This window comes from Vibrio sp. bablab_jr001 (assembly GCF_016464285.1).
Taxonomy (GTDB): domain Bacteria; phylum Pseudomonadota; class Gammaproteobacteria; order Enterobacterales; family Vibrionaceae; genus Vibrio; species Vibrio fluvialis.
This window is the reverse complement of record NZ_JACDWZ010000038.1, coordinates 1-19,321: the sequence shown is the minus strand read 5'-3', so window position 1 is coordinate 19,321 and position 19,321 is coordinate 1. Positions and strand designations below refer to the sequence as shown.

The 19,321-nt window shown below is 42.3% G+C and carries 19 protein-coding genes and 2 pseudogenes; 6 read left to right on the top strand and 15 right to left on the bottom strand.

The features are described 5' to 3' along the window. Window positions 1-43: 43 nt before the first annotated feature. The 8 genes and pseudogenes from JIG40_RS02720 to JIG40_RS23010 form a co-directional block, all read right to left on the bottom strand. Entirely contained in the window at window positions 44-337 is a 294-nt protein-coding gene (locus JIG40_RS02720) for a hypothetical protein (RefSeq protein ID WP_041942445.1), read from the bottom strand. Between the two features lie 100 nt (window positions 338-437). Further along, window positions 438-761 carry a hypothetical protein gene (locus JIG40_RS02715; RefSeq protein ID WP_041942446.1) on the bottom strand — a complete coding sequence of 108 codons (324 nt, stop codon included), beginning with the start codon at window positions 759-761 and terminating at the stop codon, window positions 438-440. Window positions 762-938: 177 nt separating this feature from the next. Next, on the bottom strand, window positions 939-3,659 hold the full coding sequence (locus tag JIG40_RS02710) for a heavy metal translocating P-type ATPase (RefSeq protein ID WP_199464718.1): 2,721 nt from the start codon (window positions 3,657-3,659) through the stop codon (window positions 939-941). Then, window positions 3,649-4,095 carry a MerR family transcriptional regulator gene (locus JIG40_RS02705; RefSeq protein WP_041942447.1) on the bottom strand — a complete coding sequence of 149 codons (447 nt, stop codon included), beginning with the start codon at window positions 4,093-4,095 and terminating at the stop codon, window positions 3,649-3,651. Before JIG40_RS02705 ends, JIG40_RS02710 begins: the two co-directional genes overlap by 11 nt. Window positions 4,096-4,865: 770 nt before the next feature. Beyond that, window positions 4,866-5,306 (bottom strand): DUF411 domain-containing protein, encoded by a 441-nt coding sequence (locus JIG40_RS02700; RefSeq protein ID WP_041942448.1) that lies wholly within the window; start codon window positions 5,304-5,306, stop codon window positions 4,866-4,868. Between the two features lie 16 nt (window positions 5,307-5,322). Next, complete coding sequence (locus JIG40_RS02695; protein ID WP_041942449.1) at window positions 5,323-5,964, bottom strand: hypothetical protein; 642 nt, start codon at window positions 5,962-5,964, stop codon at window positions 5,323-5,325. Between the two features lie 643 nt (window positions 5,965-6,607). Further along, on the bottom strand, window positions 6,608-7,072 hold the full coding sequence (locus tag JIG40_RS02690; RefSeq protein ID WP_014204099.1) for a hypothetical protein: 465 nt from the start codon (window positions 7,070-7,072) through the stop codon (window positions 6,608-6,610). 28 nt (window positions 7,073-7,100) lie between these two features. Beyond that, window positions 7,101-7,733, bottom strand: a pseudogene (locus JIG40_RS23010) (isoprenylcysteine carboxylmethyltransferase family protein). A gap of 643 nt (window positions 7,734-8,376) precedes the next feature. On the opposite strand from JIG40_RS23010, the gene JIG40_RS02680 reads away from it, so the two are divergent. The 5 genes from JIG40_RS02680 to JIG40_RS02660 all read left to right on the top strand — a co-directional run bounded on the left by JIG40_RS02680 (window position 8,377) and on the right by JIG40_RS02660 (window position 12,428). Further along, window positions 8,377-10,623, top strand: a complete 2,247-nt coding sequence (locus JIG40_RS02680) for a heavy metal translocating P-type ATPase (protein WP_014204102.1) — start codon at window positions 8,377-8,379, stop codon at window positions 10,621-10,623. 11 nt (window positions 10,624-10,634) lie between these two features. Beyond that, window positions 10,635-10,988, top strand: coding sequence for a cupredoxin domain-containing protein (locus JIG40_RS02675; RefSeq protein ID WP_041942450.1), 354 nt, complete (start codon window positions 10,635-10,637; stop codon window positions 10,986-10,988). Between the two features lie 41 nt (window positions 10,989-11,029). Then, on the top strand, window positions 11,030-11,365 hold the full coding sequence (locus JIG40_RS02670; protein WP_014204103.1) for a DUF2933 domain-containing protein: 336 nt from the start codon (window positions 11,030-11,032) through the stop codon (window positions 11,363-11,365). Further along, window positions 11,358-11,993: an isoprenylcysteine carboxylmethyltransferase family protein gene (locus JIG40_RS02665; RefSeq protein ID WP_014204104.1), complete on the top strand. Its 636-nt coding sequence runs from the start codon at window positions 11,358-11,360 to the stop codon at window positions 11,991-11,993. The genes JIG40_RS02670 and JIG40_RS02665 overlap by 8 nt, the downstream gene beginning before the upstream one ends. 63 nt (window positions 11,994-12,056) lie before the next feature. Then, window positions 12,057-12,428, top strand: a complete 372-nt coding sequence (locus JIG40_RS02660) for a hypothetical protein (protein ID WP_041942451.1) — start codon at window positions 12,057-12,059, stop codon at window positions 12,426-12,428. Window positions 12,429-13,006: 578 nt separating this feature from the next. Here the strand turns inward: JIG40_RS02660 and JIG40_RS02655 are convergent. The 6 genes and pseudogenes from JIG40_RS02655 to JIG40_RS02630 all read right to left on the bottom strand — a co-directional run. Then, window positions 13,007-13,990 (bottom strand): annotated as a pseudogene (locus JIG40_RS02655) (S-type pyocin domain-containing protein); the annotation flags it as partial. Between the two features lie 209 nt (window positions 13,991-14,199). Next, window positions 14,200-14,640 carry a ribonuclease HI gene (locus JIG40_RS02650; RefSeq protein WP_014204106.1) on the bottom strand — a complete coding sequence of 147 codons (441 nt, stop codon included), beginning with the start codon at window positions 14,638-14,640 and terminating at the stop codon, window positions 14,200-14,202. An 82-nt stretch (window positions 14,641-14,722) separates the two neighbouring features. After that, window positions 14,723-14,923: an AlpA family transcriptional regulator gene (locus tag JIG40_RS02645; protein ID WP_041942452.1), complete on the bottom strand. Its 201-nt coding sequence runs from the start codon at window positions 14,921-14,923 to the stop codon at window positions 14,723-14,725. A 73-nt stretch (window positions 14,924-14,996) separates the two neighbouring features. After that, window positions 14,997-15,596 (bottom strand): inovirus Gp2 family protein, encoded by a 600-nt coding sequence (locus JIG40_RS02640; protein WP_199464717.1) that lies wholly within the window; start codon window positions 15,594-15,596, stop codon window positions 14,997-14,999. 52 nt (window positions 15,597-15,648) lie between these two features. Beyond that, complete coding sequence (locus JIG40_RS02635; RefSeq protein WP_199464716.1) at window positions 15,649-16,338, bottom strand: inovirus Gp2 family protein; 690 nt, start codon at window positions 16,336-16,338, stop codon at window positions 15,649-15,651. Window positions 16,339-16,399: 61 nt separating this feature from the next. Further along, complete coding sequence (locus tag JIG40_RS02630; protein ID WP_199464715.1) at window positions 16,400-17,080, bottom strand: inovirus Gp2 family protein; 681 nt, start codon at window positions 17,078-17,080, stop codon at window positions 16,400-16,402. A gap of 552 nt (window positions 17,081-17,632) precedes the next feature. Here JIG40_RS02630 and JIG40_RS02625 point away from each other — a divergent pair. Next, window positions 17,633-18,517, top strand: a complete 885-nt coding sequence (locus JIG40_RS02625) for a hypothetical protein (protein WP_014204111.1) — start codon at window positions 17,633-17,635, stop codon at window positions 18,515-18,517. Window positions 18,518-19,190: 673 nt separating this feature from the next. Here the strand turns inward: JIG40_RS02625 and JIG40_RS02620 are convergent. Continuing rightward, window positions 19,191-19,321, bottom strand: a 131-nt coding sequence (locus JIG40_RS02620; protein ID WP_199464714.1) for an IS3 family transposase, incomplete at its 5' end; no start/stop codon positions are given.

Here is a 19,321-nt window from a genome sequence, read left to right as displayed (position 1 = left end):
AAATTTGAAGTAGATAAAGAGAAATTATGTACGGAATCGGTAACTAGCTTTCTTTTTCCATCATATTTTTTCCCATTGCTTTGTCGCAACCTTTCTCTGACATCATCTGATGCATTTCAGTCATCATGGCATGCATTTGCGTCATCATCTGCTGGTGATTTTCCATGTTCTGCATCATATCCATCATGGGCATCTCAGCAGATGAAGTCGTATTACTCTCTGAACTGTGGTGTTGATTATGCGAACCTTCGGTTGCGCTGTCTTTTACCATATCCTGTGCAAATACTGGTGCAGAAATAAGGCTACCGATCAGCATTGTTGTAAGAACAGTTTTCATTATTCAATCCTTATTGTCTTTTTTAAATTTAAAGTTGTACGGCGTTATCAAAAGACTTAGAAATCTTGGTTTCCTGATTCGTTGCTTTGAATGAGATAAATCAAGCGCTAAATCGACCACCATCATTCGTTTTATCTTCTACCATTTGCACCTCTTTCTTATCCTGCTGTTCTTGAGAAGCATCCTGATCTTTTGTACTTCCTTGCATCATAAATTTCATCATCACCCCGTGCATGACCAGACATAAAATCAGAGGCACAAGTGCGGTACCAAGCAGAGACGGACTAAACGAACTCATGGTTGAGGAGAGAACCAGGAACGGTATTCCGACCATAAACAGTACACATAGAAGCATCATCCAACCATGGCCTTTGTGCTCGCCGTGTCCCGAATGGCAACTGTGATTTTTGTTGTTAACTTTCATAACTTTCTCCAAATTACTTACTCTATCTAGTGCTGATCTTAGCCTACAGTACCTGTCAGTAACCGGACGGTAATGATGACAATATTGTCATTTTCTGCCGAGTTGTTTTCCCCAAAACCACCAGATGATCAGCACAATGGCTGTAAGACCTATTACGTTCACCCACATATCAACCTCCTATTTATTACTGATAGAACGGCCTGGCTTGTATAAGCGCAACCGGTTTGCGTTAGTGACGACCGTAACAGATGACAGCGACATTGCTGCTCCTGCAATGATTGGGCTTAGAAGCCAGCCCGTAAATGGAAATAGTAATCCTGCTGCGACCGGTATACCCAGGGAGTTGTAAATGAACGCCCCCCAGAGGTTCTGTTTGATATTTGTCATCGTTGCACTGCTGATCCCTATAACATCTGAAATACCATGCAGAGAGCTTCGCATCAGAGTGATATCCGCACTCTCTATGGCAACATCGGTGCCGCTTCCGATAGCAAACCCAACGTCGGACTGAGCAAGTGCCGGAGCGTCATTGATCCCATCACCAACCATGCCGACAACTTTTCCCTGTGCCTGAAACTCTTTAATCCAGCGAAGCTTATCCTCTGGCATTAGCCCTGCGTAAAACTCGTCAACATTTGACAAGCTCGCAACCGCCCTAGCCGTATTTTCGTTATCTCCGGTTAGCATAACGACATGAATACCTTGTTGGTGAAAACGATCAATCGCACTTCGGGCATCTTCTCTTATAGGATCGCTGATACCAAAAAGAGCCTGAATATCGTTATCTACAGCAAAGTACACTACAGTATTTGCATCTTGTTCCCACTGGATGGCGTATTCACTCACGGTCTCTGTTTTCAGTCCAAACCGATTCATAAGCTTATCGTTACCAAGGAGCAATCTTTTCCCGTTGTAGTGAGCCTGCACTCCCATACCGGTTAAGGACTCAAACTCGGATACTTGTGGTGACTCTCCAGATTGAGCGTGGTGTTGCGCATAGCTGGTTAATGCCTGAGCCAATGGGTGGTTAGAGCCTTTTTCCAAAGTCTCAACCAGCGACAAAATATTTTCTTCACCCGAAAAGACACGGAAGTTTGTGACCTCAGGTTTACCCTGTGTGATGGTCCCGGTTTTATCCAATACGACAACATCCAATTCACTTGCCCGCTGTAAGGCTTCTCCATTGCGGATCAAACCACCAAACTCTGCCGCCTTCCCAACTCCAATCATGGTAGATATTGGCGTTGCCAGCCCGAGAGCGCAGGGACAAGCGATAATAAGTACTGAGGTTGCGGCAACAATCATATAGGCCAGAGTTGGCTGCGGACCAACGTTGTACCATATCAAAGCAGTCATAATGGATAAGATCATAACTGTTGGTACAAAAACGGCAGAAACCTTGTCGGCTAAGTGACTAATAGGAGGTTTCGAGTTCTGCGCATTGGAGACCATGCTGATAATCTGGGCAAGAACAGTGTCACTACCTACCTTTTTCGCTTCAAACACAAAACTTCCCTGACCGTTTATGGTGCCTGCTGATACCTGGCTGCCCGGTTGCTTCTCTATGGGAATCGGTTCACCGGTTAACATAGACTCATCTATCGTCGTACGCCCATCAGTGACCACACCGTCCACAGGAATTTTCTCACCTGCTCTTACCCGGATCTTGTCACCCCGCATTACCTGTTCGACAGGAACGGAGACATCTTGTCCGTCACGAATCACCACCGCAGTTTTTACTCTCAGATCAAGTAACCGTCTGATAGCCTGAGACGTTCTGCCCCTGGCCCGAACCTCAAGCGCTTGCCCAAGGTTGATCAAACCGATTATCATTGCGGTCGCCTCAAAATAGAGGTGTCTGGCACTTTCAGGTAACCATTGAGGTCCTAAAACTACCACCATTGAATAGAGCCAGGCCGTCCCAGTGCCGAGTGCAATAAGGGTATCCATGTTGGCGTTACGATTTAAGAACGCTTTCCAGGCTCCCTTAAAAAAATGCCTGCCGGCTCGCCACAAAATAACCAATGTCAACAAACCGATACCAAGCCAGAGAGCTTGCTCTGAGAGGGTATTTACATTCATAGGGCCACCCAGTAGGCCATAACCCATCAATGGAATACCCAGTCCCAGACCGATAATACTTTGCCTGATTTTAAACCGATACTCTTGGGCTTCCTGCTCTGCTTTGATATCTTCCGCCTCATCAGCATCAACGATTTCACTGGCATCGTAACCAACCGCCTGAATCGCCTGAATAAGTGATAGTGTTGATTGATGAGACTGAACGGTCGCTGTACGGTTGGCAAAGTTGACATCCACCGATTCAACACCTTCCAGATTTGTCAGAGCCCCCTCAATGGTATTAACACAACTGGCGCATGTCACTCCCACTAAAGCCAGATTCACCGTCTGTTTTTGAGCCAATAAATCCATATGAACACTGGTCGTATTAGCTTCAGCCACATCGGGAACAGCGGTATTCCGCTCTTCGTTTAGGCCACTGTACCCTAACTCCAGTAAAATACGTTCCACCTCTGAATCACTGACATGGCTATTGACAACTAACCGCTGAGCCAAAATGTCCACTGACACATCAGCGTTGTTATCAACATCTCTAATGCCAGACGTGATTTTTTTAACGCAGTTTTGGCAAGAAACGTTAGCCAATATTGTTTCGTATTGGTGAATTACGGGCAAAGCCGCAACATATCCAGTGCTGGAAATAATTTGTATCGCGTTTTCTGGTTCCAATGTGGTAATAAGGTCTGTTTTATCTTTACTATTATTAATAACCAGAGAGATATCAGGATCGCTTTCCCTTAAAGCAGAAACGATCTTTGTAACACAATTGCCGCAACTGACACCTGATAACGCAAGAGAATATTCTTTAACCTTCATTTTTTGCCTCCTGAGAAGTAATCGATGGATGTTTATCTGACCAGTCTTCAATCAGGCAGCATATCGCCTTCCCGTCAGGAGTCATGTCTGGTTCACGCACCCACTGGGAATAAGTTTCTTCCATAACAGTCAGGTGCATCTGATATTCTTTAATTTTTTGTTGTGTCTCGGAAATTTTATCACTCAGCATTTTCCGTACTTTTGGACAGGGTGAATTTCCTTGCTGAGAGTATTCTATGATCTCTTCAATCTGGCTTAAGCTAAAGCCAATACTTCGTGCATGACTAATAAACCGTAATCTATCCACAGCACTCGGCGGGTAAATTTTATAGCCGTTACTTGGATCTTTCGTCGCAGAGATCAGTCCTTTTCTGGTATAAAAGCGAACCGTTTCAGCAGTAACACCTACTGTCCGGGCAATTTCAGTTGTCAGCATACTTAACCCTCCGAATGGCAAAGAAATAGTGAGATGACACAAAATTCCTAAGGATAATCAACCAAATAAAAAAACTAACAACACAATGACCGCTAACATACCTAAAGTCACTTTCAACAATAATTTAGGGTCACTGGTTCCGCCATTAGGCGCTTTATTACAACAACTCATAACGACTCCTTACATCTTTATCTATGTTTCTATTTTAAGTTTAAAACCTGTGTGCAACACATAGGTCAAGAGACTATCGTCAATTTTTTCGGTGTTCATTGGGGGCTAACCCTATACGATAAAAGAAGAGAACATGAAGATGAGTAACTTAGAATAAATTGACTATTAATCGCTAAGTTACATGCCCTATAGATTTTGCATAATCACTGACATCTTCGTATTTTTAAACCCAGATTATAAAAACCTGATAGACCTAAGTACCCATATTATTACGCTGCCCCGATGCGTTAACGCACCTGTACTAAAATCCTTGTATATTGAACAGAAACAATGATTGTTGGATATATAATCCGGCTACTGAAAGGAGTAGCCGGAATTACTATTTGGCAGCAAAATGGTTGTTAGCCAAAGAAATAAGCCAAAACTAAAATCAAGACTAAAAACACGCCTAACCCTTTAAGCATTGTACCCATTTCATTACTATTGGGACCTCCAGCTGGAGGCCGATTACAACAACTCATAATATTTTCTCAATGTCATTTATTGAATACTGTGCCGGTATTAAGATACTCAGACATCAGCAGAACTGTTGTCAGTTGCTAGTATTTGTTAAACAGACTTAGTTTGCCTTCTCTATCAAAAGCAACAATATTAAAGCCTTGATATTCTTCATCCTCTCTAGCCATACCTGGTGAATAACGAGGCATTCCAGGGACTGACAAACCTGATATATCCTGAGGTCTTTCTATTAAGAGACGAGCAATATCTGCTTCAGGAACGTGGCCTTCAATCATATATCCGTCGATAAGCGCCGTATGACAAGACGCTAGCTGTTTAGGCATATTGAATGGGGCTTTTACCGACACCCAGTTTTCCTGTTTGTGAATATTGACGTGATATCCCGCCTTCTCCATTGTGGCTGCCCATTGACTGCAACAGCCACATGTCGGCGACTTATAAAGCTCCACGACAGGATTAGCAAAAGTGCTTGCACTAAACATAAGAGCTGAAATAGCGGTAATGTTGAGATACTTATTCATTAAATTTTCCTTTTATTCAGAACCTGAAGGACATATCAAGAACATGCTGGTTGTATTGCAATCTGTATTCACCGGGTTGTGCTTTCCACGTATACGATTCTGTTGCATAGGGTTCGATTGAAAGTGTGTGATTATTACCAATCGGCATCAAAGACAAATCGATAGAGTCAAAAGTTTTGTTGAATATAACCAGTTGATTATCTGATTCTTTATCAATTTCCACCTTGGTGTATGAAACCACTCCATCAATCGTCCACTCAATGAGTTCCAATTTACCCAAAGCTTTGAGATATCCAGCCAGAGCATATTTATCTACATCGCTAAGTGCATTATTCAGTAGCTTCATTGTTGGCTCATTCTGAAGGGCATAATTTATCTGGCTTAGTGAATGGTCTCTTATATTTCCCCCCACGTTACCGCCCCCTTGAGCAAACAGACCATGGCATGCGGTGCAGCCATAGCCACCAACCGCACGAAAAAGGTTTTGGGCTTGTTTAAATTCAGCAGAATCCAGTGCTAATGCTGGTACGTCTTGGTTCACTTCTTTCAAACCAGAGTCCCTCTCTGAGTCATGCATACCTTCATGAGCGAATGCTGTGATCGAATTCAATCCAAGTAGTAAGGCAGCAAAGCAAGCTAAAGGTTTTCGAATATTCACTGATGATTTTCCTTTTCGAGTTGATAGATACTGCAAAAATGCTCGTTATCTAATAACGAAATTGAGCCGGTTATACAGACAAACGTCATGCAAGATAAGCATGTCAAAGCCACTGTTGACGAGGGTATTAACCGTTAAGAAGGAATCAGACTATTGGAGGGTGATACAAATTGCCTGTTACCGAGTTGACATACTCAGCAGTTTCCCTGAAGAAAGGGATACGTTGGGGTGTTTGATAGTTTGTGATGATGACTTGAGAAATCAGCAGAGCGCTAGCTGCACAACTCGAAGGGTAGCACTGATGCTCTGGATTCATATCATTGGTTGAATCATGACAATCTGTTTCGGTCGTTATTGATTCGAGTTGTGATGACAAACACTTCAAATGCTCATCATGTGAAAGAGACGATACAGTTAAAGAATCGCCCCTATTTTTGAGCGGCATATTAAGAGAGGCACTGGCAGATACACTAGAGAGCAATAAAGCAAACAGTGTGAGTCCGGTTAACCAAATTGTATGCAACGGTTTTAGCATCACAACCTCTCAGACATCCTTACAAAATTGTGTTTATGACACAACCTAAGAGAACTTATAAACCCTTCCCTTAGGGGAAGGTCAATATACACAGGGAAAGTAGTGCTGTTAATATTTCGCTTCAGATTCATGCGCCATCATCTGTCCCATCATCATTTGCATCATACTCATGCGCTCTTCCATCATGTCCATGCGCTTCATCATATCTGGCTCACCCATTTTATCTGACATGCCTTTATCCTGATGCTCAGTCATTTTCATACTGTCTTGCATAGGCATACCTTTAGTCATCATCTGCATCCCCTCTTGCATGGCCTGCATATGTTCCTGCATTAATTGCTGACGTTTTTCCGGATCGGTTTCGCCTTTGATTTTGTCCATTATTTTGAGCATTTTTTGCATGTGCTCAGACATATCTGCCATCTGTTCTCGGCTCATCATTCCCATCATCATGGAGCCGCCCATGGATTGGTTTTCATCACCGTGTGCATATCCTTTTTCCGCAAAGATCGGTGAAGACATTACAGCGGCAACAACGATGGTGGAAAACAGTGCTTTCATAGAATTTTTCATAGCATAATCCTTAATAGGTTGTAGTCGTTTAATCGACAGTAATTTGGGGAATCCATCCTGGTGTTGATTCCATATAATGGCTATAATCATCGCCAAACTCTTCAATAGCTATACGCTCTTCACGTTTAGCCAGTCGTACATAGACCGCTACCAATATAGGGAACATCACCAATGTGGGAAGCGTAGGCCACTGCAACAGGAATCCAAACATAATCATGATGAAAGCAATATATTGCGGGTGACGACAGCGAGCATCCCCCCATAGTCGCTAAGGAATGAGCTTGCTGTGCTTTATGCCGGACATTCCATGCCGACGCTAACAAAAAGAAGCCAAGTACGATGAGTATATTGCTGGCGATATGCAGCGGGTCCCCATGAGGGCTGCCTTCGAAACCCAAAATCGTGTGCAGCAGATGTCCGTTGTCGTGACTGAAAAAGTCCACATTTGGATAGTGTTTGCTCAACCAACCAGACAAAAATAAATTGTTAGCGGAAATCCATACATCTCGGTAAAAAGCGCAATGATAAAGGCAGAAAAAGCCCCAAAACTGCGCCAGTCAGTTTTCGTTTTCGGCTTGGTAAAACTAAAAGCAAAGAAAATAAAGATAGCCGAATTCAATATCACCAGCGACCAAAAACCATAAGCAGAATCATCGTGCATTTATCATTCTCCCGTTCTAAACCGTTTCAATGGTGATGCCGATCATTGCTCTCATAATTATTGATTAGATGAGAACGCTAAAGTATTAGTACTTATTCATTTCAAGCTAAGTGTAGACTCAGCATTTTTTGCTCTCCAATTACTTCCCAATAGAAATAAACATCAAGTTAGGCAGCTGTGTCACTTTATATGCACTCAATTGCTATTACTGGTTACTCTTACTATTTGTTACTTTTATTTGAGCGCTAAGTTACAAAATATGGTCTGCACCCACATTTTAGTGCGAAATTTTATCCGCAGATGCCTCATATTAAGGTTTTGTCATTTTTGCGACAGTTACTTGTCATTTTAAAAGACTTAGTCTGACACCACTCCGTAAATAAAACTTCATATCACAAGGTGTTAATACCGTCTAAGGCTACCTACGCTTCATGTCGAATTAAGCAACAAAGCCAGTTGGAGAGTTACGGTAAAGTAAGTCCTTGACCTGTGCCTTAGACATAGGTCTAGACTACAAATGAGCATGTGACCTAGGTTTAGACGATGGTAAAAAATGACACAGATTAGTGTGGTGCTTTGTCCAAAAACAGTTGGTACCAGCCCCAAAAGACAACCTTCGGAAGGCTAAGAGAAGGATAAAACTATGATCACAGAATTAACGGAACAACAATTATTGATTGAAGGCGCGAGTTGTGCCAGTTGTGTCGGCAAAATAGAAGCCGCACTGAATCATACACCGGGCGTTCAGAGTGCAGAGATGAACTTTGCAGACAGAACCGTTCTGGTATCTGGTACAGCGGATACTCAATCATTGATCAAAGCTGTAGAATCTGTTGGGTACAACGCTAAACCTCTCGACGAAGATACTACGGATACAGATACTCTTGATGAAAAAGAAGCTGCCGATTGGGCGTATTACAAAAAATTGATGCGAGATACTTTTATTGCGCTTTCGCTCGGTGTCCCTTTGATGGTCTACAGCATTATTGTCGGTGAAATGACAGTTGAAACCGATATAGAGAGATTGTCATGGTTAGTCGTTGGCCTGCTAACGCTAGGAGTGATGTTCTTTTCCGGCAGGCATTTCTACATAGGCGCGTGGAAAAGTTTTAAAAATCACTCAGCCAATATGGATACGCTGATCGCATTAGGTACAGGTACCGCATGGGTTTATTCAATGGTTGTCGTGTTTGTTCCCTACGCCGTTCCACTGATGGCTCGGCACGTTTATTTTGAAGCCACCGCCATGATCATAGGTTTGATTGATTTGGGCTTAGCGCTCGAAATAAAAGCCAGAGGGAAAACCTCAGAAGCCATCAAGCGTCTTATCGGATTGCAAGCCAAAACAGCGATCGTCATTCGTGACAACAAAGAAGTTCAAATAGATATTAAGCAGGTTTTACTTAACGATGTAGTGAAAGTAAAACCGGGTGAAAAAATTCCTGTCGATGGTGTTGTACTTGAAGGGCATACTTCTATTGATGAATCGATGCTCACCGGTGAACCTATGCCAGTTGAAAAAGCTAAAGAGGACGAAGTTGTCGCTGGTACGTTGAACAAATCTGGCATGATTTTATTTAGAGCGACACGCGTTGGCAAAGATACTGCGCTGGCACAAATCATTAATATGGTGAAACGAGCACAAAACTCCAAACCACCGATAGGTCGATTAGCCGATGTGATTTCAGCGTATTTTGTCCCTGTGGTGATGATCATTTCAATATTAAGTGCTCTTGCATGGCTTAACTTTGGGCCAGAGCCTGCGATTGCTTTTGCCATCGTTTCTGCAACCACAGTGTTAATCATCGCTTGTCCATGTGCACTAGGCTTAGCGACGCCTATGTCTGTTATGGTCGGGGTTGGAAAAGCAGCAGAGGCAGGCGTACTCATTCGCAACGGAGAAGCGCTACAAACCGCCTCTAAAATCACTGCCATGATTTTAGATAAAACAGGCACGATTACCGAAGGAGCACCTAAAGTAACAGATATCGTTTTGGCGCATGCTATAGACGAAAAAAACGTGTTGCAGCTTGCCGCTAGTTTAGAAAGCGGCTCAGAGCATCCTCTCGCACAAGCGATTGTTGAAAGCGCTTTAGAAAAAGGGGTTAAATTACTAAAAATTGAAGCGTTTAACGCCATAACGGGATTTGGTGTAGAAGCAACCTGTGAAGGTAACACCTTATTTTTTGGCAACGATAAACTAATGAAAACAAAAGGTATCGACCTGTCTAACTACACAAAGCAGGCACAATCCTTAGCCAAAGAAGCCAAAACTCCCATGTACTTTGCTATCAATGGCGAGCTTGCAGCAATTATTGCCGTTGCCGATCCGATTAAGTCTGATTCTATTTCAGCGATCAAGCGACTTCAGGCAAATGGAATACGGGTCATCATGTTAACAGGTGACAACAAGGAAACTGCTGCGGCTGTGGCTAAAAAAGCAGGGATTAACGAATTTTTAGCAGAAGTGCTTCCTGAGGATAAAGCCAACAAGGTTCAAGAACTTCAAAACAGTGGAGAAATCGTTGGTATGACAGGCGATGGTATCAACGATGCTCCAGCTCTGGCATTAGCCGACGTAGGCTTTGCAATAGGCACAGGTACAGACATAGCGATTGAAAGCGCAGATATAACCCTAATGCGTGGATCTCTTCACGGGCTCGCTGATGCGATAGCAGTGAGTAAAGCGACACTGCAAAACATCAAGCAAAACTTGTTTGGCGCGTTTGTATATAACGTAGCGGGAGTCCCTTTTGCAGCAGGTATTCTTTACCCCTTCTTTGGCATCCTACTGAGTCCTGTCATTGCGGGGGCGGCAATGGCGTTTTCGTCATTAACTGTGGTGTCAAATGCCAATCGACTACGTTTATTTAAAGCCAAAGACCACTAAGGAGAATCTCTATGATGGTGATTAATTTATCCGGCTTAGCATTAATCGCGCTTATTGTTTGGTGGTTCTGGTTATACAAACCTACTAAAACTATTGTTAAAAACAATGAAGTGGTAATTGAAGTGAAGGATGGGGTCTATTCGCCATCATCAATTCAATTGAACGCAAATCAACCTATTTCACTTAAATTTTTACGCAAAGATCAAACACCCTGTTCTGAGACTCTGCTAATTCCATCATTAGATATAAGTGAACAGCTTAAACTTAATTCTGAAACATCAATAACACTGCCTAGCTTATCTCCCGGTGAATACGAATTTCATTGTCAAATGCAGATGTATCGCGGTGTCTTAAAGGTGGTTTAAATAAATGTATGCTTAAAACTTACAGCCAGTAGGAGATCAACATGAAAAATGAAAGCCCTAAATTCTGGTCAACGCCGACAGGCTGGGCTGCTCTGGCACTGACTGCCGCAGCAACTTACTTCTTGGTGTTTGAACATGGGCAACATGTCCTGCTATTTCTTCCCTATTTAATTTTATTGTTATGTCCTTTGATTCACGTATTTATGCACAGCAGTCATGGCAAGGATGGACACAATCATTCACACACAACTGAACACGATAAGAAAGAGAACTTTCAAGAACTTAGTGAAAAGAACGCAGCCTACCGCGATGGCTACATACAAGGACTAGAAGAAGGACATAAAACATCGCACAAAAAGGAGAACAACCATGAATGAGACCTATGATTATGGCTTATGGTCAATGGTGATACTGAACTCAGCGATTTTTATCTTTTTTGCTTTTAGTTTTGTCAAACCCAAAACATCAACTGACTGGCGAAGTCTTGGTGCATTTTCTGCGTTCATAGTTGCCCTATTTACTGAAATGTATGGTTTTCCATTAACTATCTATTTCTTGTCTGGATGGCTGAATAAAAATTACCCAGAAGTAAACTTCTACGCACACGAAAATGGGCACTTATTGCATACATTCTTTGGTTTTGAAGGCGATGCTCATTGGGATCTGTTCCACATTGCAAGCATGGTGTTTATCGTTACTGGCTTCTTTATCTTGTCATCAGCATGGAACGTACTTCATCACGCACAAAAGCAACATCGACTTGCGACTACAGGATGGTATGCAAGATGCCGTCATCCCCAATACGTAGCATTTATTCTCATCATGTTCGGCTTTTTGTTGCAGTGGCCGACGATTCCCACATTGGTGATGTTTCCTATATTGGTGGTGGTTTATGTAAAACTGGCTAGGCGTGAAGAGGCTTATGCTATTTCTGAGTTCGGAGCAAAGTACCGTGACTATATGAACACAACCTCAAGTTGGATTCCAAAATTCAAAAAAAACTAAGAAAGTAAAAAGCATGAATCAAAAGTGATAGAAATATTCTCATTCACATTAGGAGATAACATAATGAGCGATTTAGATCATAGAGTCGGTGTCAGAGAGCAGAACTTAGTAGTGCGCAATCTGAGGTTAAGTAATGTTACCCAAATAAATTGTGATGCTCTCATTGAAGAAATAGACCGTGTATTTGGTATTGATGAAGTGAGTTACAACATAAAAGATAGTGAGATACATCTCGCGTATGACGCTGTAAATATCAATCTTGATGGGATAGAAGAACTCATTAAAAAGCATGGTGCTGATGTTCATGATGATTGGTGGACAAAAACTAAAGATAGTTACTACAAGTTTGTTGACCAAAATGTTAAAGACAACGCGAAACACGAGCCTTGGAGTTGTCACTCAATACCTCGGAAGACTAACAAGAAGAATAAATAGCACAAACCGTCTCAGTTTCACGGAGAACTAACTCTGATTAAGGCTAATACATATTGGTCGGCTTAAAGGAGAGGTATGAGGAAATTTCGCGAGAATGCACTTTCCGTCGCTTGTGCGGCAATATTTGGCCTGATATGGGTTATTTGCTCCGAACTGGTAATTATATTTCCAACAATGATGTTAAACATTAAAAGCAACATATTGCATACCACATACTAATTGAAATCCGTAGTCGCTAAGGATGAGCTTGACGTACTTTATGCAGGACACTCCACGCCGACGAACGGTAAATCTAATGCCCTGACCTGCTCCCCTTAATCTAGTCCAGTCTACACTTAGTAATGTCTGAAGGCAGTGAAGCCATCACAGAAAATTAATGCTAATATGTACCAGCAGCAGCGGTAAAAATGACAACGGGGAGCGTGATTGCTCCCCATTCTTTTTTTGTCTCAATACACTTATTTGAAGGTATATGTTATCTGTTAAAAAGCAACTTAACTCTTAAATCAAGGTAAGCCCTGCGACAAGCGCCATTCTTTGACGATTCTAACAATATTCTCTGGTGTTCCATCTTCAAGTGTCAGTACATCCGTTGAACCGTACGGTGCCCATGTAATGGTAATCCCACTCTCTAGCTCCGCGACAAAGTGCTGTCCTTGTTGTGCAGCTTCACGCTTCGCAACTCGCTCACCATAGGCGCTACCCTCTCCCGTTTTAATACCTACGACTTGCTGTTTACCATTCTCGTCCGTATACATGTTGAAACGTACACGCATCGTCGTAGTGTCATTGGCCGAAAAATCTGGATTTCCCTCTAAGGTGCCATCCACAAGCTGATACGGCCATAAGGCGGCCACTAGAAAGCCCCCCATTCGCGCAAAGCCTGCTAACGCTTCTCCTGAAATCGACCATGTGCCTATCGTATTTGTCGTACTGGAGCTAAGAATGCCAAGGTTCGTTGCTGTGCCATTTGCGGGGATCGCAAGGAGTGCCGTTTTACCATAATCGGTTGCTTGACCCTGCCAACTGCCAATCAGGGATTCTTGTTGGGTTTTCGCCAGTTCAAACGCATACCCCACGCTTTTTCTAAACGTCTCATCAGAACAAGCTACTTCAAAGCAATATTCGTATTGCAGTTTTGGTGGTGCATCTGAGGTATCAGGTTTTACGGGCTCAGGAACGTGCGTCTCTTCAATGTTTGACACATAACCAGCGGCGCTTTGAGTGGGCGCAGCACTGCCAGCCGCACCGCCTGACATTCTCGTTCTGGACAGGTAGGCACTTTTCGCTTCTGGCGATAACGCCTCTTGCCCTTCCGCCGACAAGCTCCATGATTTGCTCATGCCATCTCGGAGCATCACAGGCTTAGAAGGGGAATCCGTCAATAGTGCTAACTCACCATTTTTCAGCTTGTCCACAAAACTGGAATAGCTCACCCCCTGAGGGAGTGCCGAGCCTAACGCTCTTTCGTCCAGCCGACCAATGTCACCTTCAACCTGACCAAACTCATATGCCATCAGTTCGGTTAACCGTACCACTCGATAACCCACAGTTAAATCCATCCGCTACTTTCAATGGGCGTATTCTACCTAACCAGCGGGAATTGCAGGATTTATAACCATGAGTTCGGTCTACCAATTGCAGACATTGTGATTTTCACCCACTACATCCAAACCTATTGATAATGACTTCATCATTAACCAACGTATCCCAAACAAAAAATAGGGCATAGCTTGAGAGGTGCTACCCTCCCAAACTATGAATTCTTGTATTAGTCAGCTTCCGCCGCTTCAACCGCCAACAGGTCAGCTCTTTCATTCCCTTCAATGCCCGAATGTGCTTTGACCTTAAATACCTCGACATACTTCCTAGAACTCAACTCGTCCACTTGTTGCCAAAGCTGGCGGTTTTTAACCGGTTTCTTATCCGCTCGACGCCAGCCTCGGTCTTTCCAATCGTCCATCCAGATATTGAAACCTTTCACACAGTAATCGCTGTCCGAATAGATAACGTCCCCATCTTCTGCGTATTCCAATGCTTCAATTAAGGCCAGTAGTTCCAGCTCAGCATTGTCGGTTTTTCGATTGATGGTAAAGCTCTCTTCATGAACAATCTCATTGTCTTCATCCATAACCACCAGCCCAATACCACCTCGCATACATCCGTGTTGGTTGTTTGGTGCAGCGCCGTCTACGTAAATTGAATAGCTCATTTTTTATCTCTCTCTAATTGTAAAAAGGGCGCATGACTTTGCTTAGCCAGCGCCCCGTTGATGATGTGATTTGATGTTTGTGTTACTGAAAGGATTCTGCGTTGTCTCGCAGTGCTAGACGTTGCTCCATCCATTCCTCTATTTCACTTTCGACCCAAGCCACGGCACGTCCACCGAGTGGGACACTCTTCGGAAAATCGGTTTCATCAGCCATGAACTTGTAGATAGTGGAGCGGCCTAGCCCTGTTAGTGACATCACGTCTTTAAGTCGTAGAAATTTCATTTTCACTGGGAATCGTCTCCTGCTTTGTATATACCCATGTGATAAGCCGCCATTGTAAAAAAAAGTAGTCGGTCTATTCCAAGCTAGAGCCAAAGCAGTAACGCTTTTCTTCCCACGCTTCAGCAAGACTGCTCATGCGGTGGAAGACACAACGCTTTATATTGGTATCTTTGCTCTTACAGCGTGTTCCTAGTCCATAGTTCCCTCGGTCGTTAAACAAGATCATTGATCGTTCTTTGCCTTTGTAGTGCTTTTCTATCGCTTCCTTCCAAGCTGTTTTTAGATGATCCACAAGCTGATTACTTTTATCCCAACAAATGGCAGGGCCGAAGTACTGACTATCATCAAGAAACAGCATTACTCGGTAGTTATGTGAAGGGGTTTTATCAGCTCGCTTACGCCATATATAAGGCAACGAATCGGCATCGATTTTCTCTTTCAGAATGTCAAAGTAATCATTAAGGATGCTGAGATCGGTGTCTTGATGATCTTTAGGCAGGTATAAATCCAAACGCATCGCAAGAGTACGTTGATACTGAGTGAGAGCCTGATCAAAGACCTTATCCATCGTGGTAAGCGCTGATTCATAAAGTCCCTTATTGCTGTAAAACAATGGATAATCTTTAAATGTTCTAGCACGAGTAATGGTTGGAAGGTGGGTTGTGTTCGACATGGGTAATACCTCTCAGTGTGTGAATGACATAGGCATTGCTCGCTCTGTATTTTTAAGGTGAGTCGTGACTGCAACCAAAGCTCTTGTTGGGGTGAGCGTTCCGGTTGGCAGTGGGCTTCGCTAGACGACTGATTCGATAAAAAAACTCGTTTAACTGTAACGGGAACACTTGAGCGTCAGACAACAGCTCAAAACCTTCATTCGTAGGAGAGTAGGCTAATCCAGAGCATGGTTGGCTGTAATAATCTTCAACCACCCTATCCCATGTCTTCCTCACTTTTTTGTAGAGAAAACGTCCCCAACCCTCTCGTCCAGTGCCGAAGTTTTGAAAGAGATCCCTATCAAAGAGCAAGATAAGATGATGGTGATCGCTGGTGGGTTCACTGGCTTTCGTCCAGATATAACGAATGACCGTTTGCTGGTATTGATAAGTTCTGTCGGTGTATTTGTCTCTACAGAGCTCATTAGTCTCCGATTCTAAAATACGAAAGAAATGGGCAAACACCGCTAGGTAATCTTCTCCGAAGTCACTCGGTAGGTTTAGGTTGATGTGAACAGCAAAGATTCTTGGATATTGGTTTAGAGCTTCATTCAGCACTCGGTCTATCCCCTCTAGGTATTCGAGGACGAGACCATCCTCAAAGTAGTAGAGTGGTTTACCATTGAAGGTTCTGTCATGAGTGATGGTGAGGTGGTTAAGAGCATCTGAACGACTATGAGTAACGTTAAGTTGATGAATCATGATTGGTTCCTGTGGTTTGTTGTGATTCCCACAGGAACTGTTACTACCGTTATTTTTTGAGCTACTTATGACTATGGCCGAAATTTCGTCTACCGCTACCAAAGTGCTTGGTGTTCTCTTTTGCTAGATAGCTAATGTGCTTGAAGAACTCATCAAACGCATCATCAAAGTCATCAGAGTTACAATTCAAGCGGTGGATGACCACACTGTCGCTATTCTTTCTCTTTGAAAAATGGACTAATCCGTTAGCTTCTTCGTAGTCGACACCAGCCACCCTCGCCCATGCTTCTACAATAAAGGAACCTAAGTTTTCCTGTTGCGTTTGAGTTTTCCCTAGCCAATTAAATCTGTCTTTGTTGAACATGAGTACTAGGTGATAGTGTTCATTCATCGAAGTAGAGCGCTCCCTCACCCAAGCAATCCGCACTTTGCAGGGATGCACTCTAGCCCTCCCTTCTCTTTTCTTTCGTTTTCCCGAGTGATCAATCTGCGACTGTAATGAGCGTAGAAAGTCGGTCATGACATTACCGCTCATTTCATTTTTCCTGAGCTTAGGAAACCTCAAATCCACGCGAATAGCCATAAGCCGAGGATACTCGTCCAATGCGAGATCAATCGTATTGTGCATCTTCTCTAAGTAGTCGATATAGAGTGGACCATGCTCGGTCTGGATAGGTCTACCCAGAAACGTTTTCTTGGTGGTTAGTCTGAGGTTTTTGTTTTTCCTAGAACGTACATTCATTCCTATCTACTCCTGTGTTTAGGTTCATAGATAGGTCTGTGTCGTTATTTTTAATTGCGTACTGTGAGTCACTAGGGGTGACTCAGTTGATGAGCTTATGCCGATGTAATGGGTGTATTGATAGGGTAGAGATGACTGTAATAATACTAACCAGACAGACAATGTAAAAAACTGCTACGTATACATTTCCTGTCCGTCTAAAAGAGCAATGCTAGTTAACCGTCAACACCTAGGCACTGAACTGTGAAAAATCGATGCTCTCTCCCCACTCTCGAATCCAAGTAAGTTACAAGTTAAATGACAATCTATTGAGCTAGTTAATGAAGAGATAGCTCGATAATGCCCACGACTTCAACAGCAATCCATCACTCCAAAACAACCCAACGCATCCTCATTTATTGTCAAAAACTTCAGTTTATACGTTTTTACTTCTGGAGCTTACTCACATAAAAAGTGAAAAAACCATTTTATCTATCTTATTGATTTTTAATCGGACTACACTAAAATATATAATATAATCTGCTAGACAAACAACGGCTAGAGGTCCTTATAATGGAAGAAAGTGAAAACCTAAATCTGGAAAAGAATGACACTCATCAGCTACACAATTTCATCAATCCGTATGATAGGGAAGGCGGATATATTTTGTTTTCTGGAGGGTATTCAAAAGAAGAAAAGATCGATAGGAAATCCTACTCTCCTATTCGTTATTTGATGATGAAAGATTGGCATGAACTGAAGTCAATACTGCCATACTTCACTCCTTATGCTGATACTTACCTTCTTCCTTCTTGTCCATTGAGCGAGTCTAAGTTTCGCTCAAATGTTATCTCAAAAGATCTTGTTGAATATAAAAACATCTACAACTTTTTCGAACAAAGAGACGACATTGGGCAGCAACGTAAATCAACCCTGATTAGCCTGTGTTTCCTGTTAGCGGAAAACTATGTATTTGAGTTTGGAGGTATTCCGAGAGGTATAAAATGGCTCGCTGCTCGCTTAGGGACCAATAGCCGAAAGATCACTGACTGTATAAAATCGCTCGTAAAGATGGAGCTAATCATTTTTCATAAGAAAAGAGCGGATATCGACAGCGTAACTCTACCGTGCTTCATTGAACCTACAAGGACATTTCTATTCACTTTTACATCTTTATTCGTAGAGGATAAGACAAAAGAAGAATCTGGAGAAAAGGCGACTCATCGTGAGAAAAATTACCAAAAAAGAATGAGTATCATCGCCAAAAAAGAGTCCATCTATACATCTAAAGATGAAAGCTCAAATACTTCAAGCATTGACTATTATCTTTATGGTAAGGAGGGATTTTTCTGGTACCAAAACCAGTTATACACGCTGAAAGTGAATCTGTTGCAACTGGTAAGAGATCCACAAGTGGATGATGCAGTTAAAGTCCACGCTTATCGCATTTTGCTCTAGAAACACAGATGAAACATTCCTGTATTAGTGTATGTTTTCTTGCTAAATCTTACAGATCGTACTAGAGGGTTAACATCCGTCAAAGGCAATAGATTTACCTTGGAGTGCAAAGATTATCCACACCCATACGCCAATAAAAATGAATATCATTTACATTTATATCATGCCAAGATCTACCTAAATGGTAATTTATACGGATAATGTGTAAATCATTAGATATCCACCAACTGTTAAATGCGGCGACATCTCTATTCGCAGTAGTAGACAAAGGCTGGGGCTGAATCTCAAGACAGTACGTAAAAAATGTGATATTACCTAGATTAGCACTGGAAGACTCAATCATTAAAAGTAAAACTATTGTTAATGTAAAAACGCGATGATTTAAACCAACTGGGTAGTATATTGGGTAGTAAGATCCTGAAACACACAAAACAAGAAAACATAAATTACTGTTTTTAAAAAATAAAAAACAAAAACTCAACGAGCAGATCCAGAATATAGAATAGTATTTAAATCTGTTTTTATAGGTTCAAAAACCACAACAAAGCCCCTATTTACGGGGCTTTGTTGTTTTTAACAGTTTACATTTGTTTTTCTATGTTTAAAAATAACGGTGACAGAAATGGTGACATAAGATTGGTAGCTAGTCGTATATTTCTCCTTTGAATCGCCACTACTTCTGTAGACGACTTTTAGCCTCATTAAAATACTGACGTTCATACTCTAACGGTGATAGCCCATCATTGGAACTATGCTGTCGTTTCGGGTTGTAAAACATCTCTATATAATTAAACACATCCATCT